The sequence below is a fragment of the Actinoplanes utahensis genome, assembly GCF_016862455.1.
Classification (GTDB): domain Bacteria; phylum Actinomycetota; class Actinomycetes; order Mycobacteriales; family Micromonosporaceae; genus Actinoplanes; species Actinoplanes utahensis.
This window is the reverse complement of record NZ_BOMZ01000035.1, coordinates 1-23828: the sequence shown is the minus strand read 5'-3', so window position 1 is coordinate 23828 and position 23828 is coordinate 1. Positions and strand designations below refer to the sequence as shown.

At 70.0% G+C, this 23828-nt stretch carries 28 protein-coding genes and 1 pseudogene; 22 read left to right on the top strand and 7 right to left on the bottom strand.

Annotation, left to right across the window (positions count from 1 at the left end; translation table 11 throughout):
* The first annotated feature begins 2 nt into the window (after positions 1-2).
* Positions 3-779 carry a phosphate ABC transporter ATP-binding protein PstB gene (gene pstB, locus Aut01nite_RS11865; RefSeq protein ID WP_043533170.1) on the top strand — a complete coding sequence of 259 codons (777 nt, stop codon included), beginning with the start codon at positions 3-5 and terminating at the stop codon, positions 777-779.
* A gap of 227 nt (positions 780-1006) precedes the next feature.
* On the opposite strand, the gene Aut01nite_RS11860 is transcribed toward pstB, so the two are convergent.
* Entirely contained in the window at positions 1007-1780 is a 774-nt protein-coding gene (locus Aut01nite_RS11860; RefSeq protein WP_043533551.1) for an NUDIX hydrolase, read from the bottom strand.
* 294 nt (positions 1781-2074) lie between these two features.
* On the opposite strand from Aut01nite_RS11860, the gene Aut01nite_RS11855 reads away from it, so the two are divergent.
* Entirely contained in the window at positions 2075-3052 is a 978-nt protein-coding gene (locus Aut01nite_RS11855; protein WP_043533171.1) for a Gfo/Idh/MocA family protein, read from the top strand.
* A gap of 49 nt (positions 3053-3101) precedes the next feature.
* Here Aut01nite_RS11855 and Aut01nite_RS11850 read toward each other — a convergent pair whose 3' ends face one another.
* The 3 genes from Aut01nite_RS11850 to Aut01nite_RS11840 all read right to left on the bottom strand — a co-directional run bounded on the left by Aut01nite_RS11850 (position 3102) and on the right by Aut01nite_RS11840 (position 5768).
* Positions 3102-4109, bottom strand: coding sequence for an inorganic phosphate transporter (locus tag Aut01nite_RS11850; protein WP_043533172.1), 1008 nt, complete (start codon positions 4107-4109; stop codon positions 3102-3104).
* Positions 4110-4112: 3 nt separating this feature from the next.
* On the bottom strand, positions 4113-4739 hold the full coding sequence (locus Aut01nite_RS11845) for a DUF47 domain-containing protein (RefSeq protein WP_043533173.1): 627 nt from the start codon (positions 4737-4739) through the stop codon (positions 4113-4115).
* A gap of 84 nt (positions 4740-4823) precedes the next feature.
* Complete coding sequence (locus Aut01nite_RS11840) at positions 4824-5768, bottom strand: PI-PLC domain-containing protein (RefSeq protein ID WP_043533552.1); 945 nt, start codon at positions 5766-5768, stop codon at positions 4824-4826.
* 99 nt (positions 5769-5867) lie between these two features.
* Here Aut01nite_RS11840 and sigJ point away from each other — a divergent pair, with 99 nt between their 5' ends.
* A complete protein-coding gene (gene sigJ, locus Aut01nite_RS11835) occupies positions 5868-6758 on the top strand; it encodes an RNA polymerase sigma factor SigJ (protein ID WP_043533174.1) in 891 nt (296 codons plus the stop codon).
* 25 nt (positions 6759-6783) lie between these two features.
* Here sigJ and Aut01nite_RS11830 read toward each other — a convergent pair whose 3' ends face one another.
* Positions 6784-7293: a DUF402 domain-containing protein gene (locus tag Aut01nite_RS11830; protein ID WP_043533175.1), complete on the bottom strand. Its 510-nt coding sequence runs from the start codon at positions 7291-7293 to the stop codon at positions 6784-6786.
* 33 nt (positions 7294-7326) lie between these two features.
* Here Aut01nite_RS11830 and Aut01nite_RS11825 point away from each other — a divergent pair, with 33 nt between their 5' ends.
* The 5 genes from Aut01nite_RS11825 to Aut01nite_RS11805 all read left to right on the top strand — a co-directional run bounded on the left by Aut01nite_RS11825 (position 7327) and on the right by Aut01nite_RS11805 (position 11375).
* The gene (locus tag Aut01nite_RS11825) at positions 7327-9360 is read left to right on the top strand and encodes an ATP-dependent DNA helicase (protein ID WP_043533553.1); all 2034 of its coding nucleotides are present in this window, start codon (positions 7327-7329) and stop codon (positions 9358-9360) included.
* Between the two features lie 40 nt (positions 9361-9400).
* On the top strand, positions 9401-9676 hold the full coding sequence (locus Aut01nite_RS11820; RefSeq protein ID WP_043533176.1) for a hypothetical protein: 276 nt from the start codon (positions 9401-9403) through the stop codon (positions 9674-9676).
* On the top strand, positions 9673-9975 hold the full coding sequence (locus Aut01nite_RS11815; RefSeq protein ID WP_043533177.1) for a type II toxin-antitoxin system PemK/MazF family toxin: 303 nt from the start codon (positions 9673-9675) through the stop codon (positions 9973-9975). The genes Aut01nite_RS11820 and Aut01nite_RS11815 overlap by 4 nt, the downstream gene beginning before the upstream one ends.
* A 66-nt stretch (positions 9976-10041) precedes the next feature.
* Positions 10042-10458, top strand: coding sequence for an NUDIX hydrolase (locus tag Aut01nite_RS11810; RefSeq protein ID WP_373871475.1), 417 nt, complete (start codon positions 10042-10044; stop codon positions 10456-10458).
* A 41-nt stretch (positions 10459-10499) separates the two neighbouring features.
* Positions 10500-11375, top strand: a complete 876-nt coding sequence (locus Aut01nite_RS11805; RefSeq protein ID WP_236643183.1) for a hypothetical protein — start codon at positions 10500-10502, stop codon at positions 11373-11375.
* A gap of 9 nt (positions 11376-11384) precedes the next feature.
* Here Aut01nite_RS11805 and Aut01nite_RS11800 read toward each other — a convergent pair whose 3' ends face one another.
* On the bottom strand, positions 11385-11759 hold the full coding sequence (locus tag Aut01nite_RS11800; RefSeq protein ID WP_043533179.1) for a DsrE family protein: 375 nt from the start codon (positions 11757-11759) through the stop codon (positions 11385-11387).
* A gap of 14 nt (positions 11760-11773) precedes the next feature.
* On the opposite strand from Aut01nite_RS11800, the gene mtfM reads away from it, so the two are divergent.
* The gene (gene mtfM, locus Aut01nite_RS44260; protein ID WP_043533180.1) at positions 11774-11878 is read left to right on the top strand and encodes a small membrane protein MtfM; all 105 of its coding nucleotides are present in this window, start codon (positions 11774-11776) and stop codon (positions 11876-11878) included.
* Entirely contained in the window at positions 11875-12474 is a 600-nt protein-coding gene (locus Aut01nite_RS11795) for a heme-binding beta-barrel domain-containing protein (protein ID WP_043533181.1), read from the top strand. Before mtfM ends, Aut01nite_RS11795 begins: the two co-directional genes overlap by 4 nt.
* A 74-nt stretch (positions 12475-12548) precedes the next feature.
* On the opposite strand, the gene Aut01nite_RS11790 is transcribed toward Aut01nite_RS11795, so the two are convergent.
* The gene (locus Aut01nite_RS11790; protein ID WP_043533182.1) at positions 12549-13334 is read right to left on the bottom strand and encodes an aminotransferase class IV; all 786 of its coding nucleotides are present in this window, start codon (positions 13332-13334) and stop codon (positions 12549-12551) included.
* Between the two features lie 42 nt (positions 13335-13376).
* On the opposite strand from Aut01nite_RS11790, the gene Aut01nite_RS11785 reads away from it, so the two are divergent.
* From Aut01nite_RS11785 to Aut01nite_RS11730, 12 genes and pseudogenes are all read left to right on the top strand, one after another.
* Positions 13377-13775 (top strand): Fur family transcriptional regulator, encoded by a 399-nt coding sequence (locus Aut01nite_RS11785; protein WP_084000103.1) that lies wholly within the window; start codon positions 13377-13379, stop codon positions 13773-13775.
* The gene (gene ygfZ / locus Aut01nite_RS11780) at positions 13772-14821 is read left to right on the top strand and encodes a CAF17-like 4Fe-4S cluster assembly/insertion protein YgfZ (protein ID WP_043533184.1); all 1050 of its coding nucleotides are present in this window, start codon (positions 13772-13774) and stop codon (positions 14819-14821) included. The genes Aut01nite_RS11785 and ygfZ overlap by 4 nt, the downstream gene beginning before the upstream one ends.
* Positions 14822-15142: 321 nt before the next feature.
* Positions 15143-16015, top strand: a complete 873-nt coding sequence (locus Aut01nite_RS11775; protein WP_052164602.1) for a helix-turn-helix domain-containing protein — start codon at positions 15143-15145, stop codon at positions 16013-16015.
* A 42-nt stretch (positions 16016-16057) separates the two neighbouring features.
* On the top strand, positions 16058-16255 hold the full coding sequence (locus Aut01nite_RS11770) for a DUF397 domain-containing protein (protein WP_043533556.1): 198 nt from the start codon (positions 16058-16060) through the stop codon (positions 16253-16255).
* Positions 16256-16405: 150 nt separating this feature from the next.
* Positions 16406-17239, top strand: a complete 834-nt coding sequence (locus Aut01nite_RS11765; protein WP_043533186.1) for a beta-keto acid cleavage family enzyme — start codon at positions 16406-16408, stop codon at positions 17237-17239.
* Positions 17236-18147, top strand: a complete 912-nt coding sequence (locus Aut01nite_RS11760) for an asparaginase (RefSeq protein WP_043533187.1) — start codon at positions 17236-17238, stop codon at positions 18145-18147. The genes Aut01nite_RS11765 and Aut01nite_RS11760 overlap by 4 nt, the downstream gene beginning before the upstream one ends.
* A 77-nt stretch (positions 18148-18224) precedes the next feature.
* Positions 18225-18605, top strand: a pseudogene (locus tag Aut01nite_RS11755) (helix-turn-helix domain-containing protein); the annotation flags it as partial.
* Between the two features lie 8 nt (positions 18606-18613).
* Positions 18614-19084 carry a hypothetical protein gene (locus tag Aut01nite_RS11750; RefSeq protein ID WP_043533189.1) on the top strand — a complete coding sequence of 157 codons (471 nt, stop codon included), beginning with the start codon at positions 18614-18616 and terminating at the stop codon, positions 19082-19084.
* 68 nt (positions 19085-19152) lie between these two features.
* Complete coding sequence (locus Aut01nite_RS11745; protein ID WP_043533190.1) at positions 19153-19467, top strand: DUF2516 family protein; 315 nt, start codon at positions 19153-19155, stop codon at positions 19465-19467.
* A 208-nt stretch (positions 19468-19675) separates the two neighbouring features.
* Positions 19676-20509, top strand: a complete 834-nt coding sequence (locus Aut01nite_RS11740; RefSeq protein WP_052164604.1) for an alpha/beta fold hydrolase — start codon at positions 19676-19678, stop codon at positions 20507-20509.
* 1301 nt (positions 20510-21810) lie between these two features.
* Positions 21811-22611 (top strand): EI24 domain-containing protein, encoded by an 801-nt coding sequence (locus tag Aut01nite_RS11735; protein ID WP_043533192.1) that lies wholly within the window; start codon positions 21811-21813, stop codon positions 22609-22611.
* Positions 22612-23195: 584 nt separating this feature from the next.
* Positions 23196-23711 carry an O-acetyl-ADP-ribose deacetylase gene (locus tag Aut01nite_RS11730; protein ID WP_043533193.1) on the top strand — a complete coding sequence of 172 codons (516 nt, stop codon included), beginning with the start codon at positions 23196-23198 and terminating at the stop codon, positions 23709-23711.
* Positions 23712-23828 lie beyond the last annotated feature (117 nt).

The following is a 23828-nucleotide window of genomic DNA, read 5'->3' as shown; positions in this document are numbered from 1 at the left end:
ACATGGCCAAGCGCATCGAGGCGAGCAACGTCTCGTCCTACTACGGCTCCTTCAAGGCGATCGACAGCGTTTCGATGACCGTCGAGCCGAAGACGATCACCGCTCTGATCGGCCCGTCCGGTTGCGGCAAGTCGACCTTCCTGCGGTCCATCAACCGCATGCACGAGGTGCTGCCGGGTGCCCGCATCGAGGGCAGCCTGACGATCGACGACCAGAACATCTACGACCCGGACGTCGACGTCACCGCGGTCCGCCGCATGATCGGCATGGTCTTCCAGCGGCCCAACCCGTTCCCGACCATGTCGATCTACGAGAACGCGGTCGCCGGCCTCAAGCTCAACGGCGTCAAGAAGAAGTCGGTGCTCGACGAGGCGGCCGAGAAGTCGCTGCGCTCCGCGAACCTGTGGGACGAGGTCAAGGACCGCCTCGACCGCCCGGGCGCCGGCCTCTCCGGCGGTCAGCAGCAGCGCCTCTGCATCGCCCGCACCATCGCGGTGCAGCCGCAGGTCGTGCTGATGGACGAGCCGTGTTCCGCGCTCGACCCGATCTCGACGCTGGCGATCGAGGACCTGATGTTCAAGCTGAAGGACCAGTTCACGATCATCATCGTCACGCACAACATGCAGCAGGCCGCCCGCGTCAGCGACAAGACCGGCTTCTTCTCCATCGAGAAGACCGGCGACCCGGGCCGCCTCATCGAGTACGACGACACCCAGAAGATCTTCAGCAACCCGTCCCAGAAGAAGACCGAGGACTACATCACCGGCCGTTTCGGCTGAGTTCTTCCACCGCGAAAGCCCGCCGCTGTCAGCGGCGGGCTTTTTCGTATGTGCGACCCGTATTCAACTGGCGGGCATCAATGCGAAATCTATTTGCGAAGTGGCTGGGCGCATGTCGGGCGCGGCTCGCCTCCGCACGCCTGACGGCCCGGAAACCACCGCCCCGCGCCGGGGCACGGCACGGTCGGATCCGGCGGGTGCGGCGTACGGCGTACCCCATGAAGGGTCTAAGGGATCTGGAGCGTGACCTGACCGTCCGCGGTGACCACGACGCGGGGGTTGAGCGGGGTCGCGGCGTCACGGTGCGCGGAGGCGGCGACGACGTCGGCGAGCGTCCCGCAGGCGGCGATCTGGGCGAGCGTGCGCCGGGTGGGCGGGAGCATCGGCAGGCCGTCGGTGCCACCGATCGGGACCCACGCGGTGCGATCGGCCTCGCCGGAGACGTCGCGGGCGCTCTGGGCCTGCGGGAGCAGCGCGACGAAGAACCAGGTGTCGAAGCGCCGCGGCTCGAACTCGGGGGTGATCCAGCGGGCCCAGGGCAGCAGCAGGTCGTCACGCAGCCGCAGACCGCGGCGGGCGAGCAGGTCGGCCATGCCGAGTTCGCGGCGCTGCACGGCGGCCCGGTCGCTCTCCCAGTCGGCGCCGTCGACGGCGCCGACCGTGCGGTCGGGTTCGGCGGCCGGACCGGCGAGCAGGATGCCGGTCTCCTCGAACAGTTCGCGGGCGGCGGCGCCGACCACCGCGTGCGCCTCGTCGCCGGGCAGGCCGAGCCGTTCGGGCCAGTCGGCGCGGACGGTGGACGGCCGGTCCGAAGGGTCGACGACGCCGCCGGGGAAGGCGTAGACACCGCCGAACGTCATCGTGCCGGCGCGGCGCAGCACGTAGACCTCGAAGCTGTCGTCACGCGGCCGGAGCAGGACCACGGTCGCCGCCGGGCGGGCCGGAGCGGGTGGCCCGGTGAACTCGCGCGCGCGTTGCGACATGGCGGGCGGAAGCGACATCGAGTCGGTCACCGGTCGATCGTGCCACCCGGGGCGGCCGCGGCGATACGGTATCGCCCGCGCGGAATGCGGCCGGCAGTCCGCGACAGGCCGCGGGAGGCCGCCGACAGGCTGCGGGGGGCCGCAGGAGGCCGCTGGCAGGTCGGCGGCAGGCCGCGGGAGGTCGGCGGCAGGCCGCGGGAGGTCGGCGGCAGGCCGCGGGAAGCTGCGGGAGGCCGCCGGGAGGTCGGGAGAGACCGCGGAATGCCTACGGAGAGGTCCGCGGAGGGTTCGCCGGACGATACGGTATCGATCATGACGGGACAGAAGGTCCGCTGGGGGATTCTCGGCCCCGGCGGGATCGCCAGCACATTCGCCGACGACCTGCCACTGGTGGAGGGCGCGGAACTCGCCGCCGTCGCCTCGCGGAACAAGGAGAACGCCGAGGCGTTCGCGGAGCGGCACGGTTTCGCACGCGCCTACGGGTCGTACGCCGAACTCGCGACCGACGACGCCGTGGACGTGATCTACGTGGCGACGCCGCACGCGTTCCATCTGGACACGGCGATGCTCTGCATCGAAGCCGGCAAGGCGGTGCTGGTCGAGAAGCCGATCACGCTGGACCTGGCGTCGGCGGCGGTGCTGGTGGAGGCCGCGCACGCCCGGGGCGTGTTCCTGATGGAGGCCATGTGGATGCGCTGCAACCCGGCCATCCGCAAGATCGCCGAGCTGGTCGCCGGCGGTGCGATCGGCACGGTGAGCGCGGTCCACGCCGACTTCGGGTTGCAGGGCCCGTTCGAGGCGTCGCACCGGTTGCGTGACCCGAAACTGGGTGGCGGCGCGCTGCTCGATCTCGGCGTCTACCCGATCCACCTGGCGCACCTGATCCTCGGTGTGCCGGAGCACGTGCACGCCTGGTCGCACCTGACCGCCGAGCGGGTGGACGAGACCACCGGCGTCCTGCTGGGTTACGAGTCCGGCGCGGTGGCCGCGCTGACCTGCAGCATCAACGGGGCCAGCCGGAACGCGGCGTCGATCACCGGCACCGACGGGCGGATCGACCTGCCGGCGGGCTTCTTCGTGCCGACCGAGTTCACGCTGAACCGGCCGGACGAGGAGCCGGAGACGTTCCGGTTCCCGATCGAGGGCAGCGGTTACCAGTTCGAGGCGGCCGAGGTGCAGCGCGCCCTGCTCGCGGGCGAGCTGGAGAGCACGATCGTTCCGCACTCCACCACGCTCGAGGTGATGGGCCTGCTGGACGCCCTGCGCGAGCAGATCGGCGTCATCTACTGACGAGCGTGTGTATCTCGGCCGTCATGCGCGCCCGGGATACACACGCTGGTCAGCTGAACAGTGGGCGTACCACGAAGTAGATGATGCAGGCGAAGAACGCGGCGGCGGGGAACGTCGTCACCCAGGCGATGATGATGTTGCCCGCCACGTTCCAGCGGACCGCGCTGAGCCGTTTCGTCGCGCCCACGCCCATGATCGCCGAGGTGATGGTGTGCGTGGTGGAGATCGGCGCGTGCAGCACCAGGGCGTTGAAGTAGAGCACCGAGCTGGCCACCGTCTCGGCGGCGAACCCCTCCGGCGGGCCCAGGTCGATGATCTTGCGGCCGAGGGTGCGGATGATCCGCCAGCCACCGGCGTAGGTGCCCGCCGCCAGGACCGTGGCCGACGTCCAGTAGACCCACTCCGGGATGTGCTCCGAGCTGGACTGGAAGCCGCCGGTGTAGAGGGCCAGCACCACGATGCCCATGGTCTTGGCCGCGTCCTGCATGCCGTGTCCAATGGACATCGCGGCCGCCGAGGCGGTCTGTGCCCAGCGGAACCCGCGGTTGAGCCGGCCCGGATGCCCGCGCCGGAAGATCCACATGATCGCGACCATCATCACGAAGCCGAGGAGCAGCCCGACGAACGGCGACACCACCATCGGGATCAGCACCTTGTTGATGATGTTGTCCCACTGGACCGACCCGACGGTGGCGAAGAGCGTCGCCCCGACCAGACCGCCGAAGAGCGCGTGTGACGAGCTGGACGGCAGCCCGAAGTACCAGGTGATCAGGTTCCAGGTGATCGCCCCGAGCACGCCGGCGAAGACGATGCCCAGGCTGGGGACACCGGTCGGCAGGTCGACCAGGCCGTCACCGACCGTCTTGGCGACCTCGGTGCCCAGATGCGCGCCGATGAAGTTGCCGATCGCGGCCATGCCGAGTGCGATCCGTGGCGTCAGCGCCCGGGTGCTGACACTGGTGGCGATGGCGTTCGCGGCGTCGTGGAAGCCGTTCGTGTAGTCGAACGCCATCGCGGCGAGGATCACCGCCACGACGGCGACGAGTTCGGGATCCACGCTCTAGGACTCCTTGACCGCGATGGTCTCGACGGTGTTCGCCACGTGCTCGAAGGCGTCGCAGGCGGCTTCCAGCTCGTCGACGACCTCCTTCATCTTGAGGACGGTCAGCGCGTCGTACTCCCCGGAGAAGAGGCGGACGAGCAGCATCCGGTACGCGCGGTCGCCGTCGTTCTCCAGGCGGTTGATCTCGATCCAGTACTCCTCGAGATTCTTCATCGTGCGCAGCCGGGGCATCGCCTCGGCGGTCACCTTGGCCTGCTGATCCAGCACGGTGACCAGCTCGTGCAGCTCCCGCGGCAGCGACGGCAGATCGGTCAGCCCGTAGAGGTAGAGCAGGTTGCCCGCGGCCTCCAGGTGGTCCATCACATCGTCCAGCTGGGAGCCGAGCGAGTAGATGTCCTCCCGGTCGAACGGGGTGATGAAGGTGGAGTTGATCTTCTTGTACAGCTCATGGGTGATCAGGTCGCTGTCGTGCTCCACGTCGGTCAGCCGGTCGGACACCGACTGGACGTCCACACCGGGCAGCGCCAGCTCGTTCAGCAGCTCGGTCCCTTTGACCAGGTTGTACGCGGCTTTGGTGAAAAGTTCGTAGAAGGCACCCTCGACGGGGCGGAATGAGAACTTCACAGCGCGGACCTCGATCGACGGCTTTTGAATGGATCTCCGCCAGCATGCTAGCGGTCCCCGCGGGTTCACCCTTGGCGACGGTTCCTAAACCGTCTCGTGACGACCGTTTGAACGTGGCGCGTTGGGACGCGGCGCGGAACGGCGAATGGCCCTGGTCGGCAGGTGTGGCCGGGGCGTTCCGCTGACCGGGTGCCGGCGCAGGTGCCGGGCCAGGCCGGTCAGGTCGGTGTCGGCGATCACGTCCACACCGGCGGCCCCCAGTTCACTCCAGATCGCCGCGCGGGCCCGGCGGGCGCCCTCGGGCAGGCCGGCGATCCGGACGGTGCGGCCGTCGTCGTGCGCGGCGCGGACGAGGGCGTGCAGCTGGTGCCGTTCCTCGGCGGTGATCGGCTCCTGGCCGTCCCACCCGAACCGGCGGCTCCACGACTCGCTCACCATCGGCACCAGTGACGGCGGGGCGGATCGGGATCCCAGGTCGTCGAAGGTTCCGTCGGCGAACGCGTACCGCTCGGTCTGGGCCGCGAGAAGCTCGCGGACGTCCACCGCGCCGGTCACCGTGACGGTCACCGCACCCGGCGTCAGCTCGTCGCCCCGGCAGTGGCTGAGCAGGCCGGAGTGGTCCTGCAACTGCCGGTCGAGCATCCGGTACGCGTACAGCAGCGCTTCCGGGTCCCGGTTCGTCCCGGCGAACTCGACGACCAGCCGGAACGGCGCCTTCTGGTCGGGCCACACGCGTCCCGCGCCGGTCCGGGTGCGGGCGAAGAGCGGGGTCAGGACCAGGCGCCGCAGGGTTCGGCCCGGCTGCGGCCCGCCCGGGCCCAGGTAGAGCTCGCCGTGCGGGCCGGGGGTGACCCGGACCGTCAGCCCGCCCAGCCGGGCCTTGAGCACACCGGGCAGCGGATCGGCCGTCTCCGGCCCGGTCAGCGCGTGACCGGCGGCGAGGCAGGGCCGGGAGCGGCGGAGCATCACGACCGAGACCGCGCCGCCCGCACCGGCCAGCCCGGCCAGGCCGCCGGCGAGAGTCGCCATGTCCTGCACCAAGCACCGTCCGATTTAGTCTTTATGGGTGTTTTATACTGTGGCACAGTCGCTAGCTCGAAACCGGTGTTCTCGCGCAGAATCCCTCTCATGTCGCAGCCGTCCACCGACGAGTTCGAGCGCCACCGCCCCTACCTGCACGCGGTGGCGTACCGGATGCTCGGTAACCGCGCCGAAGCCGAGGACGCGGTGCAGGAGACCTGGCTGCGCTACGCGCAGCAGACCGAGGAGATCAGAAATGCGCGGGGATGGCTGACAACGGTCACCGCACGGATCTGCCTGGACCTTCTCAACTCCGCTCGGGTACGCCGTAACGAGTACCCCGGCGAGTGGCTCCCGGTCTACGTGGTCGAACCCGACGCCGGCCCCGCCGACCGTGCCGAGATCGCCGACCAGGTCAGCATCGCCCTGCTCGTGGTGCTGGAACGGCTAACCCCGGAACAGCGGGTCGCGTTCGTGCTGCACGACGCGTTCGCGGTGCCGTTCGAGGAGGTGGCGGCCGTGCTCGACAGCACGCCGGCGGCCGCCCGCCAGCACGCGTCCCGGGCCCGCAAGGCGGTCGCCGGCGGCGGGATCCGGCACACCGCGGGACTGGCCGAGCAGCGGCGGGTCCTCGACGCGTTCCTCGCGGCGGCACAGGACGGCGACATGCGCGCCCTCGCCGCGGTTCTCGCCCCCGATGTGGTCGCCATCGGCGACGGCGGCGGTGTCGTCCGCACCGCCCTGCGCCCGATCCTCGGCGCCGACAAGGTGGCCCGGTTCTTCACCGGCCTGTTCGGTCACCGGTTGGCCGGGGTCACCGACATGAAGATCGAACCGGCGCTGGTCAACGGGTCGGCGGCGCTCGTCGTCCGGGCCACCCGGGCGGACGGCGGGCCGCTGCTGCTGGTCTCCACGGTCGCGGTCGACGACGGCCGGATCACCGGCATCTTCAACCAGCAGAACCCGAAGAAGCTGAGGTTCGTTCCGGACCTGTCCTGAGCGGGACGGCGGTGGACGAACCCGCTCAGTCCTGCGTGACCTCGAGCAGGTGCTTGCGGTAGTGCGAGGCGAACGGCTCCGAGCCGTCGCCGAGCGCCACCAGCAGCTGCCGCGCCGCCGCGTAGGCGTGCTCCACCAGATCCTCCGGGTAACCGAAGGCGACCCGGTGCTCGGCGAACTCGTCCTCGTCGCGCAGCTCGACCACACCCGTCTCGCGGCGGCGCACCGCGTCCAGGTCGAGATCGATGATGTGGACCGTGTCACCCTCCCAGCGGGCCGGGGTGGTGATGTCGCAGTAGACCTCGCTGGTCCTCGGCGGCGGGTTGAACATCCCGGTCCACCAGGCGTGATGCGGGATCAGCAGGACGAACGGGATCTGCTCCACCGACGGTCGGCCGTGGTAGACCGAGGCCGTGCCACGGGTCACGCCGACCCAGATGCCGAGGTCGTCCTCGGCCAGGCGGCGGGCCGGGTAGTCACGATGCGCCGATCCGTCGTACTTCGTGTAGATGACCCGGACCATCTCGCTCGGCATGGCTTGCACCCTAACGGTGACCGGAAAGTGTCGGTGGTGCCGGGTACGGTTCCTCCCGTGCCCGCAGCCAGCAAGAAGAAGGCCACCGCCGATCAGCTCCTCGCCGCCGCCGTCGGCGCCGTCCCCGGGGGATCCGCCCGGCCGGGCCAGCAGGCCATGGTCGAGGCCATCGACAAGGCCGTGAAGAACAAGGAGCACCTGCTCGTCCAGGCCGGCACGGGCACCGGCAAGAGCCTGGGATACCTCACTCCGTCCCTGCTCGTCGAGGGTCCCGTGGTGGTCTCCACCGCCACCCTCGCCCTGCAGAACCAGCTCGTCGAGCACGACCTGCCCCGGCTCGCCGAGGCGGTCCAGCCGGTGCTCGGGCGCAAGCCCACGTTCGCCGTGCTGAAAGGCCGCCACCACTACCTCTGCGCCGCGAAACTCGAGCACGCCGACGAGGACGGCCCGTCCGACACCCTCTTCGACGCCGCGCCGCCCCCGCCCAAGGCCGGTCAGTGGCTCGGCGAGGCGGGCCGGCTCGGCAAGCAGATCCTGCGCATCCGGAAATGGTCGGAGAAGACGCAGACCGGCGACCGCGACGAGCTGGACCCGGGCGTCGACGACTCGGCCTGGAAAGCCGTCTCCATGCCCGCCCGGGACTGCGTCGGCGCCGCCCGCTGTCCCTACGGGGCGGAGTGTTTCGCCGAGGCCTCCCGCGTCCGCGCCCGCGAGGCCGACATCGTCGTCACCAACCACAGCCTGCTCGCCGTCGACATGATCGCCGGCCGGCAGATCGTCCCGCCGCACAAGCTGCTCATCGTCGACGAGGCGCACGAGCTGGCCGACCGGGTCTCCTCCGCCGCCCAGGCCGAGATCACCCCGGAGGCGATCGAGCGAGCCGGGCGCCGCGCCCGCACCGTGGTCACCCCGGCCGCCGCCGAGGCGCTGGCCGAGGCTGCCGACGCGCTCACCCTGGCACTTGCCGACCTGCCGGCCGGGCGGCTCACCGACGGTCTGCCCGAGCGGCTGCGCCTGGCCGTGGCCACGCTGGAGTCGGCCACCCGGGCCGGGCTCACCGCGATCGGCGAGATCAAGTCCGACGATCCCGACCCGGTCGGCAAGCAGCAGGGCAAGGCGGTCCTCGACGAGCTGTCCACCACCGCTCAGCGCCTGCTGGAGGAGAACAAGTTCGACGTCGCCTGGGTGGAGAAATCCGACTTCGGCAACGGCCGTCGCGCCCTGGTGGTGGCCCCGCTCTCGGTCGCCGGCACCCTCGCCGAGAACCTGTACTCCGACCGCACCGTCGTGGTCACCTCGGCCACCCTGACCCTCGGCGGCCGCTTCGACACGGTGGCCCGCTCGCTCGGCCTGCCCGCCGCCGCACCCGGCCCCGAGGGCGCGCCCGCCTCCGGTGACGGATGGACCTCGCTCGACGTGGGTTCCCCGTTCGACTACCCCAAGCAGGGGATTCTGTACGTGGCGGCACACCTGCCGCGCCCCGCGGCATCGGGCCTGCCCGACGCGGCCGGCGCCGAGCTGCTGCGGCTGGTCGAGGCGCTCGGTGGGCGCACCCTCGGGCTCTTCTCGTCCCGCAAGGCCGCCACCCAGGCGGCCGAGCTGGTCCGCGCCAAGACCGACCTGCCGGTCCTGCTGCAGGGCGAGGAGACGCTGCCGATCCTGGTCCGCAAGTTCAAGGAGCAGAAGGAGAGCTGCCTCTTCGGCGTGATGTCGCTGTGGCAGGGCGTCGACGTGCCCGGCGACGCCTGCCAGCTCGTCGTCATCGACCGGCTGCCCTTCCCGCGCCCGGACGAGCCACTGGCCGCGGCCCGCGCCGACGCGGTGGACGCGACGGGCGGCTCCGGCTTCTCCGCGGTGAGCGTCCCGATCGCCGCCGTCCGCCTGGCCCAGGGTGTCGGCCGCCTGATCCGCTCCACCGGCGACAAGGGCGTGGTCGCGGTCCTGGACTCCCGCCTGGAGACGGCCCGGGGTTACGGCGCCTTCCTGCGCAAATCCCTGCCCCCGTTCTGGTACACGACTCGTCCCGATGTCGCCGAGGGCGCCCTGCGCCGCCTCGCGAACAGCTGAGGGGTTGATAAGAGACTATAGGCGCTAGTACGCTAGCGGCATGACATCTTCGATGGCTGAAGTTCGTGCTGGTGGCGGACGCCTGCCCACTGAAAAGATCACCCTCGACCTGGATCCGACCGGGCTGTATGCGGCCCGGTTCGCGGCAGCCGCTGAAAACATGCCCCTGGACGACTGGATCTCACGAGCCGTGCGCGCCCGGGCGATTCAGGAAGACATGGAACGTCAGCGTGAGCGGGGACAGCTCGATCTCGACGATCCTCCCGGCTGGGCTGAGATGGTGGAGAGAAACGTCCTCGGTGTGGACGAGGCATGAGGCGCGGCGAGGTCTGGACCGCTTCGCGGTTCGGTCATGACCGGAAAGTCGTGATCGTGGGCCACGATGCGATCACCCGGCAGCGGAAAGCCGTGCTCGTCGTGCCGATTTCCGAGGTCATGCCTCCCGGGCTGGTCGAACCGACTGTCTCGGACAGCGAGGGCACCGTTCTGGGCGTGGCGCAGGTGCCGCGTGTCGGTGAGATCAGTAAAGAGGGCCTCAAAGCTCACGCGGGCATGCTCGCGTCCACCAGTGTCGAAAAGATCAACATGGCTCTGCGGTCGACGCTCGATCTGTGACCGGATGTGCCACCATCGCAGCCGTGGTGGGGCCGGGATCGTGGCCCGGCCCTGACGGCTGGAGGTGTGCTGTTGCTGGTGATCGCCTGCACTCTGCTGGTGGACCGGGACGGGGCTTTGCTGTTGCAGCTCCGGGACGACAAGGCGCCCTACTTTCCGAACGTGTGGGGACTGCCCGGCGGCTCGGTCGAGGAGGGGGAGACGCCGCTGGAGGGCGCGGTCCGGGAGCTGTGGGAGGAGACCCGGCTGCGGGCGGATGGTGAGCTGCGGCTCTTCGCCCAGCAGGAGCTGCCGGAGCAGCAGCGGGTCAAGAACTACTTCTACGGCTCGACCTCGGCCCGGCAGGAGGATGTGGTGCTCGGCGAGGGCGCGGCGATGGTGTTCGTCCCGGCGAGTGAGGTGCTGGACCGGGAGTTCACGCCGGGAAGCGCCGAGATGATCGGCCGGTTCCTCGCGTCCGCGGAGTACGCGTCGCTGAAGTAGTCCCTGTGGCCTCGGTGACCCCACGTGTCACCATGGCTGCCGTGACGGGGCCGGGGTATGGGTATCCGCCGCCGGTTCGGGACGGGCGGCGACGGCGGTGGGCGGGTGGCGCGCTGGTGGCCTGGGGGCTGGTGCTGACGGCCGCCGTGTTCTGGTCGGTGCGCAACGATCCGCCGACCGTGCCCGAGCAGCGGGATGCCGGTCAGGCGTTGCCCGCGTTGCGTGCGGCTGCCGGCGCGGTCGTCGAGGCGGCTCAGGAGGAACGCTGGGTGCTGCGGCTCGGGGAGCTGCGAGCCGACGAGTGCTCGCTCACCCCGGTGCGGGACGGGGTGGAGATCAGCCGGGACGTGACTCTCTACGTGGCCGAGGGCGAGGCGCGGGAGGCGCTCGACTCGGTGACGGCGGGGCTGCCACCGGCGTACGGGGCCAGTGTGGTGGCGACCCGCGGTGGCACCCGGTTGTCGTTCTACGCCGATGCCGGGGAGTTCATCGCGATCGAGACGATGGCGAACTCGGCCGACCGGGTGCTGGATCTGCACGTCTCCACGGGGTGTCGGCCGGAGAGCGCAGGCGTCGACCTCTCCGATCCAGCGGCCGGGCCGGTCCCGGCCGAACTCACCACGATGGTCGCCGCGATGAAGGCGACCGGGAGCGGCGCCGACGGCGGGTCCGGGAGTGGCGAGAGCTTCCGGAGTGCGGCGGTGCCCTGCCCGAGTGGCGGGACGGCCGTGGTGTACGTCGCCGACGGGGTGTCGGGGGACGCGTCGGGCGTACCCGTCGGGGTGCCGGACGGGACGACCCCGGTGTGGTCGGAGCCGGGCGAGTGGGCGTACCGAAACGGGTCTGAATCGGTCGTTGTCACCGCGGAGAACGCGCGTCAGCGGGCGACCGTGACCACCGGATGCCGGGCGGGCTGAAAGCCCGGATCAGTAGACGAGCGCCTGCGCCCCGTCGGACATGATCTCTTCGACGAAGACGGCCGCGCCGGCGATGCGGATGCCGGGGATGACGTCGGCGGGCCCGATGTCGCGGCGGGCCGCGCACTGGGTGCAGGCGGTGATCCGGCCGGCTTCCAGCAGCACCTCGATCAGGTCGGGCAGCGGGGCGGCGTGCGGCAGCTCGAAGGTCGCGGCCCGGCCGGGCAGGGCGAACCAGGTGGACTCGCCGGTCAGCCACAGCGACACGTCGACGCCGGCGGTGGCGGCCGTGGTCGCCACGTTGAACGCCTGGTTGCAGCGTTCCGGGGCGTCCGCGCCGGCGGTGGCCTTGACGACCAGCAAACGTGCCATACCGGCCAGCATAAGATGGGCCGGTCATGGTTACGGAGATCGGGTTCGTGAGCCTGCTGGTGGCCGCTCTGGGCGGTCTGGCCGGCGGCTTCGGCTATCTGGCAATGCGCATTTCGAGGGGACGCTGGTGAGCAACGAGACGGAAAACCCGCTGGGACCGCCGCCGTGGCTCAACGCTCCGCCGGTCGGGAAGTACCCCTACGAGGACACTCACGACCTGCGGTCCGGCCCGGATCTGCACCCGTCGCTGCTCGGCCTGCTGCCGTTCGTCGGCTTGTGGCGTGGCCGTGGGCAGGGCGGCTTCCCGGTGGACGAGGACTACAACTTCGCCCAGGAGATCCGGATCAGTCACGACGGCCGGTCGTTCCTGCGGTACGAGTCGCGGGCGTGGCTGCTCGACGAGGACTCCAAGCCGATCGGGCAGGCGCTCGTCGAGTCCGGGTTCTGGCGGCCGATCCTGGTCGACGGCCGGCCCGGTGACGAGATGGAAGCCACCATGATCCGGCCGGACGGGGTGGCCGAGCTCTACCTGGGCAAGGCGGCCACCACCCGGCTGGAGATGGCGGCGGACGCGGTGGCTTACACGCCGTCTGGCCTGCACGTGACAGGCGGGCACCGGCTGTTCGGGATCGTCGAGGGCGCGCTGTTGTACGCCCACGAGATCGCGATCGACGAGAGCGGCCTGAAGCCGCACATGTCCGCCCGCCTGCTCCGCATCGGCGGCTGAACCCCACCCACCCCACCCGCGATCTTGTGAGGTTTCGGCGACGAAAGCGCCCTAACCTCACAAGATCGCGCCCGCTATGAAGTGGCGGGGAAGCCGAGGAGGGTGAGGAGGCGGGGTGTCCACGGGGAGTGCGGGCGTGGCTTTCCGTCGAGCTCGGTCACCTCGGCGAGGCCGCGGAGGGAGGACGCCAGCCAGATGGCGTCGGCCGCGACCAGCTCGTCCAGCGTGACCATGCGCTCGGCGGCGCGCAGGCCCACCGACGGCGCCAGCGACAGCAGGTGGGCGGCGGTGATGCCGGGCAGGATTCCGGCCTCCGCGGGCGGGACCGTGCACAGCTCGCCACCGGCCAGCCAGACCACGGAGGCGGTGGGGGCTTCGAGGGCGTACCCCTCGGTGGCGAACCAGATCATGTCGTCGGCGCCCTGCCGTACCGCCCACCTCCTGGCTGCGAAGTTCTCCGCGTAGGACAGCGACTTGGCCGACGAGATGGACCACGGCGGACGCCGCCGTACCGAGACGCCCAGATCCGCGGTGATCACCCGCACCCCGTCGCGTCGTTCGCGCAGCACCGCCGGGGGGATCGGCGTGACCGCGGTGTGCACCCGCCCGCCGGTGTAGATGATCCGCAGCGCCCGTGGGACGTCCGATCCCGGATCCACACCCGGGACCGCGATGTCCTCGCCGGTGAACGCGGGCAGTTCGGACAGGTCCGGTTCGGGCAGGCCGAGGATCGCCGCGGACCGGACCAGCCGGGCGAGGTGTTCGTGGAGAAGCCACGGCCCGTCCGGGCGCAGGTGGATGGTCTCGAAGACCCCGTCGCCGAAGAGGTCGCCGGGAGCGACGCGGATGTGGGTGTTCATCCGAACTATGCTCGTCACGTGTCCGCCACATCGCTAGCCGCCATGCTCCGCGAGCGGGGCCTGCGACTCACCCCACAGCGCCAGCTGATCCTCGAAGCGGTGCACGAGCTCGGTCATGCGACACCCGAGTCGGTGCACAACGCGGTCCGTGAGCGGGCCGCCGGTGTGAACATCACCACCGTCTACCGCACGCTGGAGCTGCTCGAAGAGCTCGGCCTGGTCAATCACACGCATCTGTCGCACGGCTCCCCGACGTACCATGCGGCCGGGGAGGACCAGCATGTCCACCTGGTGTGCCGGTCGTGCGGCTCGGTGTCCGAGGTCGATCCGTCGGTGATGCATCCGGTCACCGACCAGCTGCTGCGTGAGCGCGATTTCCGGGTCGACGTGGGGCACGTGTCGCTGTTCGGGCTGTGCGGCAACTGCAAGGAGGCCGAATGACCATCGTGATGGTGGAGGATCTGGAGCCGGGCTCGGCCGACGCCGGGGTGCCCGCCCATCTCGGCGACCCGATGCGCGAGCAGCGCCTGCTGGAGACCGGCGTGGGCCTGGTCGACCGGTCGAACCGTGACGTCGTCGCGGTTCCCGGCGAGGAGCGGGCGAGCTGGCTGCACACCCTGACCACCCAGCACCTGTCCGGCCTCTCCGCGAACCAGGGCTCCGAGCTGCTGGTCCTGTCGCCGAACGGGCATGTCGAGCAGCACGCCTACGTCACCGAGGACGGCACGACCGCCTGGCTGGACACCGAGCCGGGAGCCGGCGCCGGTCTCCTGAAGTACCTGGAGATGATGCGTTTCTTCACCCGGGTGGAGCCCCGCGACGCGACCGCTGAGATGGCGGTCCTCTCGCTGGTCGGCCCGGCTGCGGCCGACCTCTTCCCGGACCTGGCGGCCCCCGAGGTGGGCGCGGTGCCGGGTCCCAAGTTCGCTGCCGGATCCGTTCTTCCCGAGGCGACGACCCGCTATTCGGTACGACCGTACGAAGGTGGCCTGGCCCGCCGGGTGCCGCTCGGCGTGGACCTGCTGGTGCCCCGCGCGCGGAAGCAGGCCGTGATCGAGAAGCTGGGCGTGCCGCAGGCGGGTGTCTGGGCGTACGAAGCGGTTCGGGTCGCCCGCCGGATCCCCCGGCTGGGCTGGGAGACCGATCACCGGACGATCCCCGCCGAGGTGGATCTGATGGCTTCCGCGGTGCACCTGGAGAAGGGGTGCTACCGCGGTCAGGAGACGGTCGCCCGGGTGCACAACATGGGCCGTCCGCCCCGCCGCCTGGCCCTGCTGCACCTGGACGGGATCGCCACCGACCATCCGCCGGCGCGGGGCACCGCGGTGGAGCTGGACGGTCGCGCGGTCGGTTTCGTCGGCACCGCTGTCCGCCATCACGAGCTGGGCCTCATCGCCCTCGCCGTGCTGAAGCGCAACGTTCCCGACGACGCACACCTCACGGTGGGTGAGTCCGCCGCCGCGATCGACCCATTCCCCGCCGAATAGTTACTCTTCCGGGGACGTCCTCAGTGGGCATATGCGCGTTTGAACCGTGGATGTGCTTAGCTAGTGCAGCCAGCGTTGCCGCGCTGGCCACACCAGCTCGCCCCGGTTGCTGAGAATTATTCTCGTAAAGCTCCCACCTCCCTCAAAGGCGAGTTACTTTGATACCAGCTTGATCACCACAGAGGGGATCTTTGTGACTGTCTGTAGTTAATTATGGCTGATCGTTTTGGCAATTGCCACTGTCGCTTGACATTTGACATTGCCAATGGCACTTGCCACATGTCAGAGTGACATGTTGCAGGATGCGCTGCGATCACGGAGGTGGCGATCATTCCCGGTCATCCTGGGCCCCTGGTTCGCCGCCGCCAGCTCGGAGCGGCATTGCGGCAACACCGCATCGGCGCCGGGCTCAGCATCGCCGACGTGGCGAAGGAGCTACTCCTCTCGCCCTCGAAGATCAGCCGTCTGGAGACAGCGCAAAGAAACATCTCCGCCCGCGATGTCCGAGATTTGCTCGACCTCTACCGAGTCGCTGATCCCGAAGTCCGCGACGAGCTTATGAGGCTCGTCGAGGAAAGCCGCGAATTCGCGTGGTGGGCGCACTACAACATCGATTCCAGTTATAAGCGGCTGATCGGCCTGGAGGGGGCCGCCACAACGATTTGCGATTATCAGATGGGAGCCGTTCCCGGGCTCCTGCAGACGCCTGAGTACGGTACCGCCCTGGCCGGTGCCTGGAACGACGATCCAGAAAATCTCAAGGAGATCGTCGAGGTCCGAGTCGCCCGGCAGCGGCTGCTGAACAGCAATACCAACCTGAATTTCGTTGTGGACGAATCCGTGCTGCGCCGTTCGATCGGCAGCACCGAGATAATGCAAGCTCAGATTCGCAGGCTGATCGACCTGAGCGCCGGATCCCGCATCGTCTTCCAGGTTCTTCCGTTCTCCGTCGGCGCCCACCGGGGCCTGGTGAGCGGATTCATAGTCCTACAGTTCTCCAATCCTATATCTACTGGCTCAGCGGCCAGTATGTCCGACATCGTCTACCGGGAGGGTGTCGTCGGCGCAGGTTGGTACATCGAGCAGCCCGAGGAGGTTGCCGGATACCTGGACGCTTTCCGCGATCTTCAACGGAGAGCGCTCACCCAACCGGAGACGACGTCTTTCCTGGAAGAGCTCCTCCGGGACAATTAATTGTCGGCTCTGCGCCAGCTGGCATATTCCTGGGAGCATCCGATGTTCGTCGACAACATGAACCTGCCCTGGCGTACCTCCTCCTTCTGCACCAATGCCGCGTGCGTGGAGGTCGCCATCACCGCCGAATCCGTATTCGTTGCGGACTCGAAGGAATCCCGCCGCCGGATCCTCGCCCACACCAGAAGCGAATGGCGCGACTTCATCACCGGCGTCAAGAGCGGCGCCTTCAGCCACTGACCACGGCGAAAGGGCGGGATCCCACGGGATCCCGCCCTTTCGCCGTCCCTAGAAGTCATGGTTGTCTTGCGCGGCACCACCGGATCCGGACAGGCGGTCAGCGCGGCATCGAGGCCCGGATCCGGGACGTCCGCATGGCAGGATGGCCGCATGACCGGGACCTTGATCACCGTCGCCCCGACCGGCGCGGAGAGCAGCAAGGCGGACGTGCCGGCTCTGCCAGTGACCCTGGATGAGCTGGTGACCACCGCCAAGGAGTGCGAGGCGCTCGGCGCCTCCGTCATTCACGTCCACATCCGTGACGACGACGCCCGTCCCACCCTGGACCAGGGCCGGCTGCGTGCCACCGTCTCGGCGTTGCGCGCGGCCACCGGCCTGATCGTGCAGCTGTCGTCGGGTGGTTCCGTGCACGATCCGGAGGCGGACCGGCTGGCTGTGCTGGACGCCGGGCCGGAGATGGCCTCCTGCACGATGGGCACGGTCAACTTCGGCGACGACGTGTTCCTGAACCGGTGGGCGTTCATCGTCGACCTGCACACCCGCATGCAGGAGCGCGGGATCGTGCCGGAGTACGAGATCTTCGACCTGGGCCAGCTCACCACCCTGCAGCGCCTGCTCGACCGGTACGGCCTGCCCTTCGGCGGTCATGTGCACGTCGACCTGGTGATGGGTGTGCCGGGCGGGATGCCCGGGACGGCGGCCGCCGTGGTCGCCTGCGAGCGGATCATCCGGGACCTGCCGGAGGGCACCACGTTCGCGGCGACCGGGATCGGCCGCAGCACCCTGCCGGTGATGCTGGCGTCGCTCGCGGCGGGCGGTCACCTGCGGGTCGGCATGGAGGACACCCTGACGTACGCGAAAGGTCGTCCCGTCGAGTCCAACATGCAGCTGGTCGCCCGCGCCGTCGGATTCGCCCAGCTCGCCCAGCGCCCGCCGCTGACCCCCACCCTGGCCCGTGAACTGCTCGGAGTGCCCGCTCGATGATCATCGCTGAAGTCGTCCGCTCCGGATTCGTGGAAAGCGTCCACCACGGTGTGGTCGCGGTGATCGGGGGAACGAGTCTCGGGGACGTGGACAGCCCCTTCTTCCCCCGCTCGTCGAACAAACCCCTGCAGACGGTCGGCCTGCTGAACGCCGGGCTGGTCCCCCGCGAGGAGGCCGACCTGGCCCTGATCAGCGGAAGTCACGACGGGGAACGGTTCCACGTGGAACGCGTCCGGGCCATGCTCGCCGCCACCGGCCTGGGCCCGGAGGCGCTGCGCTGCCCGGCCGATCTGCCGCTGGGCGAGACGCCGCGGAACGCCTGGCTGCGCGGCGGGGGCGAGGCCGAGCCGATCCTGATGAACTGTTCCGGCAAGCACGCCGGCATGCTCGCCACCTGTGTGATCAACGGGTGGCCGCTGGAGTCGTACCTCGAAATCGATCATCCCCTGCAGAAGGCCCTCGCCGACGCGGTCAGCGAGCTCGCCGACGAGCCGATCGCGGCGCTCGGGGTGGACGGCTGCGGCGCGCCGATCTTCGGTATCACGCCGATCGGGCTGGCCCGGGCGTTCCTGCGGCTGGTCGAGGCGGAGCCGGGAACGCCGGAGCGCCGGGTGGCCGACGCGATGCGGGAGCACCCGGAACTGGTGGCGGGCACCGGGACGGAGGACACCGTGCTGATGAACGCGGTGCCGGGGCTGCTGGTGAAGAAGGGTGCGGACGGGGTGGCCGCGGCCGCCATGGCCGGCGCCGGGGCGGTGGCGCTGAAGATCGCGGACGGCGCGACGCGGGCCCGCGTACCCGTGCTGATCGAGGCCCTGCGCCGGATCGGCCTGGACGTTCCCGCCATGCCCGAGGTGATTCTGGGCGGGGGCCGCCCGGTCGGAGAGGTTCGCGCGGTCTTCGGATAGTGGGGTGACCCGGTTCACGCTAGCTGTAGCAAGCGTTTTGCTTGCAACAGCTAGCACCGCAGGCTACCTTCGGATGCATGGCCACGTCCAAGGACCTGCCCGAGGACATCGGAACCTTCATCCGGGACCTGCGGCAGACCGCGAAGATCTCGCTCCGGCAGCTCGCCGACAAGGCGGGCGTCAGCAACCCCTACCTGAGCCAGATCGAGCGTGGCCTGCGCAAGCCGAGCGCTGAGGTGCTGCAGCAGATCGCCAGCGCCTTGCGAGTGTCGACGCCCGCGATGTACTTGCGGGCCGGGCTGCTCGATGGCGAGGGCCACCAGGGTGTGCTGGCCGCCATCGCGGTCGACCCGGAGCTCACGATCGCGCAGAAGCAGTCCCTGACGCAGATCTACGAGACCTTCCGCAACGAGAACGCGCGCAACGCACCACCCGCCGAAGACGCTGAAGACGCTGAGGAGCAGAAATGACCGAGCAGACCCAGACCAAGATCCCGACCCCGCTGTACGCCGCCGCCGGCGCCGGTGACCTGGCCTACCAGCAGCTCCGCAAGCTGCCGGCCGTGGTGACCGAGCTCAGCACCCAGGCTGCCGCCGCCCTCCGCGCCTACAACGACCAGGCCGGCACCAAGGCCGCCGAGCTGCGCGGCAAGGCCGAGCAGACCGACTTCGCCGTGCTCCGGGACAACGCGACGAGCGCCGCCGTGACCTTCGCCCAGGTCGCCCAGGAGCGCGCCATCGCCGTCTACAACGAGCTCGTCTCCCGCGGCGAGCGCGTCGTCGGCACCGGCGTCGTCGAGGCCGCCGACGTGGTCAACTCCGACATCGAGGCCACCGAGCAGCCGAAGGCCGTCGAGTCCGCGGTCGAGGAGGCCAAGGCTGTCGAGGCCGCGCCGAAGCCGCGCAAGCGCGCCAAGCCGGCCGCTCCCGCCGAGTGATCTGACACCGGTACGACATGATCCCAGGGCCCCGGCATCGCTGGGGCCCTCGGCATAGACTCTGGGTCATGGCCACCGCAGCGCCCATCTTCTTCCTGGACGTCAGGTATTACATCGATGTGATCATCTACATCGTCTCGCTGGCGGTGCAAGCCGTCGCCCTGATCCATTGCCTGACCCAACGCGGCAACGGTTTCCAAGCCCTCGGCACCCTGCCGAAAGGCGCGTGGGCCGGCATCATCGGTGTGTGCCTGGCGCTCACCGCGCTCACCGGAGGCCGTCTCCTGATCATCAGCATGATCGGTGTCGCCGCGGCCCTGGTCTACATGCTCGACGTCCGCCCGGGTCTCAAGGACCTGTCGGACGGCAAGGGCTTCTGGTGACCGGTCCGCTCCCACCAACCGCTTCGCTTACGGCTTCAGGTCCGCTCAGGGCTTCCGGTCCGCTTACGGCCTCCGCTTCGCTCGGGGCTTCCGGTCCGCTCATGGCTGCCGCTTCGCTCGCGGGTTCCGGTCCGCTCGCGGTGATCGTTTCGTGAGGCGGGGCCGTTTCGGCCCGCCTCCGCCGGACGGCGGGCCGCGCCTTCAGCGCATGGACCGGACAGGTCCGCGGACGGGCCGGCCGACGCTTCCGGGTCCGGCGACCGAGTTGGTCACCCTCCCCTCAGGGGTACGGGTGGAGCGTCTCGTCACCGGCTCCGGTGACCCGGTCACGGTTTTCGCGCACGGGCTGGCCGGAGACGTCTCCGGCACCCGGCCGCTCGGCAGCGCGGTCACCGGTCGCCGGGTGTTCTTCCACTTCCGGGGGCACGGCCGTTCCGACGCGCCACCCGGGCCGTGGTCCTTCGCTGACCTCGCCGCCGACCTGGACGCCGTCGCCGACCTGACCGGCGCCACCCGGGCGGTCGGCGTGAGCATGGGCGCCGCCGCCCTCTGCCGGTCGATCGCCGAGGCGCCCGGCCGCTTCGAACGTGTCGTCCTCTACCTGCCCGCCGCCCTCGACGGCAGCCGCCCCGCAGCGTCGGAGCAGCGGCTGGACCGGCTTCTCGCCTCGGTCGAATCCGGCGAAGCCGCCATGATCGCCGCGGCGGTCGAGCAGGACATCCCGCCATCGGTACGTGACACCCCCGCCGGCTGGAGCTTCCTGCGCCAGCGGGTCGAACAGTTGCAGCAGGACGGCCTGGCCGCCGAGATCGCATCGGTGTGGTCCGCCCCCGCCCTGACCGAGGAGTCCCGGCTGGCCGACTTCCCGGGCCAAGCCCTGGTCATCGGCTGCCTCGGCGACGAGGTGCATCCGGTCTCCTGGGCCGAGCGGATCGCCGCCCTTCTCCCCGAAGCCGAGCTGGAGGTCTACGACCGCCCCGCCGTCCTCTGGAACAACCGCACCGCCTTGCGGGAACGCATCTCCGAGTTCCTGAACCGCTGACCCGCACCCTGCGTTCCTCCGCCTCCGCCTCCGGTTTGCCCCGTCCCCGTCTCCGTCCCCGTCTCTGCCTCTGCTTCTGGCTTGCTTCGCTTCTGGCTTGCTCCGCTTCTGCCTCCGGGTTCCCCGCTTGCTGCCGTCGTCTTCTCCCAGCGTCGTCGCCTGGAGCCCGGCCCTTCTGCCGCACGGGTCCGGCCGTCTGGCCTCTCTTCTCCACCCTCGTCTCTCCGGCACGCCCGTCGTTTTCCTGGTTCGCGCTTTGGGTGTTATGCCGGAAAGCCGTAACTTTTCGGGCGGTGAAGCGGTGAGTGGTACGTGCGCTTGTCCCCTAAATCCGTTTTTTTCGCTTTGGTGATTGTCGGACTGCCGTTCGCGGTGGTCACCGGCTGGGCGTTGGGGGCCCCCGCCGTACGCCCCGCCGCGTTCGGCGGCGACGGCACCCTCCATGGGGCCGATCGAATCGGCTCCGCCCCCCGCAAGACCAGTCCGCCACGGGACTCGCCGGCCGGCTACACGGCCCGTCCGCCCCGATCCACGGCCGTCCCGCCTCGGGCCACCGTTCCGGCTGCCGTGCCCAGCACGGTCGTCACGACCGTCACGACCGTGACGATCGTGCAGTCCGTACCGGTCCCGCCCGCCTCGACCACCGATCCGCCCCTGCTGACGCTTCCCCCCGTCCCTACCCCGACACAGGTCGCCCCGTCCGGCCCCGCTGAGACACCTCCTGTGCCGACCGCTACCACCACCTCCGTCACCCCTTCCTTCTCCGCCGGCGACAACCCGTAGCCGGATCCACCGGGCCGGCCGTCGGCAGGCTCGGCGCCTGGCAGCCGCTTTCGGTGAGCACTCCCGTGTCCCGGGTCGATGCCGAGTCCCCGGGGCAGGCGTGCGCCCGTTGGTGGTCGTGCCGTGAGCACCCGTCCAGTCGTGGGCTCTGGACCATCAGAGCGCTGGACCGGTGACGGAGTGGAGGTCCAGGTGCCGTCCACCTGCGACCAGGGCACTCGGATTCCGGTTACTCACGGGCCGGGCGAGGAACAGCGCTGGGCGGAATCCGGGTCGTCGAAGACCGGACCGCGTGCGGCGCGCTAGGCCGGTTCCTGGAGCTCCGGGTCGAGCACAGCGCCCAGCCCCGTAGAAGCGCCGATCGTCACCCACCATGGCCACGCAGCAAACCCGGCCCAGGCCTCGCGCCGGAAGCGGCAGAAGACCAACCCCGAGGCCGGACGCCGAGAGGTACACGCGCCGACACCACGGAAGATCGGTGTGAACCGAGAGGAACACACGCAGTAAGCTCCCGGGACGTGAGTGGTGATCAGCGCCGGCCGGTGACGGCGTTTCGTGAGTTCGTCAACGGGGCCGCGCTGCTCGGCCGTGGCCTTGCCCTGGTGCTGCGCAATCCGCGGCTGCTCCTGATCGGACTGATTCCGGCGCTGGTCTCCGGTGTCCTCTACACCGTTGCGCTGGTACTGCTGATCCGCTATCTGCCGGACCTCTCCGCGTCGGTCACCTGGTTCGCCGACGACTGGTCCGGCGGGGTTCGTGGCACCATGCGGGTGCTCGGCGGCATCGCCGTGCTCGGTTCCGGGTTGCTCCTGGCGGTGCTCACCTTCACCGCGGTCACCCTGCTGATCGGCGACCCGTTCTACGAGAAGATCTCGGAACTGGTCGAGGATCGGTTCGGCGGCGTACCCGACGCCGTCGACATCGGTTTCTGGCGCTCCCTGCGCCGCAGCCTCGCCGACTCGCTGAAACTGATCGGCGTCTCCATTCTGGTCGGTATCCCGCTCTTCCTGCTCGGGCTGCTGCCGTTCGTCGGCCAGACCGTGATCCCCGTACTGGCCGGGGGCATCGGTGGCTGGCTCCTCGCCCTGGAGTTGACCGGCGTTCCGTTCCAGCGCCGTGGCCAGCGTCTGCGTCACCGCCGTGCGGCGCTCTCCCGTAACCGGCCGCTGGCCCTGGGTTTCGGAGCGATCGTCTTCGCGACGTTCCTGATCCCACTCGGCGCGATCCTCCTGATGCCCGCCGCGATCGCCGGCGGGACTCTGCTGGCCCGCCGATCCCTCGGTCACCCCATCGAAATCACCTCCACCGTCTCCCTGTGACCCCACCGAGCACAACCCGTCCCGGCTCCGGAGCGCGGTAGCCGGACCGGCCCCCGAAGACGCGCTGTCGCTGCGTGCATGCGGCAATTCGCCCCCGAGAGATCAGAGGGTCCAGCTCGCCCCCGCTGCGATCGGTGACACGTCGCGTGGTGAGCGGTGGTGAGCGGTGCTTGATGCGGTGCGGCGCGATCGGTGACCGAAGGACAGCCCTGGCGGACGGAGCCAGACACCGGCAGCGATAAAGCTGGAAGATCCGGCCAGGTGGAACCGAGTCGGCGCCGCTACGGCAGCTGGCCGCTTCCGGTCCGCGCCGGTCCTCCGTTTCCGGTCCGCGGGAATTCTCCGTTTCCGGTCCGCGGTGGTCCTCCGTTTGTGTTCCCCAGCGTTCTCCGCTTCCGGGTCGCGGGGTCCTCCGCTTGCGGTCCCCGGGGAACCAGAGCAGGCGGAACCAGAGCAGGCGGGATCGGAGCTGGCGGGACCGGACCTGGCGGAATCGGGCTGGGCGGAGCCGGGCCAGGCTGGGCGGAGCCAGGCGGGCCGGATCGGGCTGGGAGGGCTCGGCCGGAGGACGGTAGGGTCGCGGCGTGGAGATCGAGCTGGTCGAGGGCGATGTCACGGAGCAGCGCGTCGATGTGATCGTCAACGCGGCGAACTCGTCGTTGCTCGGCGGCGGTGGGGTGGATGGCGCGATCCATCGCAAGGGCGGACCGGAGATTCTGGCGGAGACGCGCATGCTGCGCGCTTCGAAGTACGGCCGAGGGCTGCCGATCGGGCAGGCCGTCGCGACGACCGCGGGCCGGTTGCCGGCTCGCTGGGTCGTGCATACCGTCGGGCCTGTCCACAGTGTCACCGAGGACCGATCCGAGTTGCTGCGGGCCTGCTATGCGAACTCGCTGCGGGTCGCTGACGAACTCGGTGCCGAATCCGTGGCGTTCCCGCTGATCTCGGCGGGGATCTATCGGTGGCCGGTCGACGACGCGGTCCGGCAGGCGCTCACCGTCCTCCGCGCCGCGGAGCCGGCACACATCCGTACCGCGACCCTGGTCCTGTTCGGCGCCGAGACCGCCGCCACCGCCCGCGCGGTCGCCGGCCACCAATAGCGACCGACTCTGGCCGTCCCGGCGCTGGCGGGACTGTCCGCAGAGCGGCGGATCCTGCCCGGCTGGCTGGCACCGCTGACCCTGCTGGCCAATTCGCCGCCCTCTTGTCGATCGCGG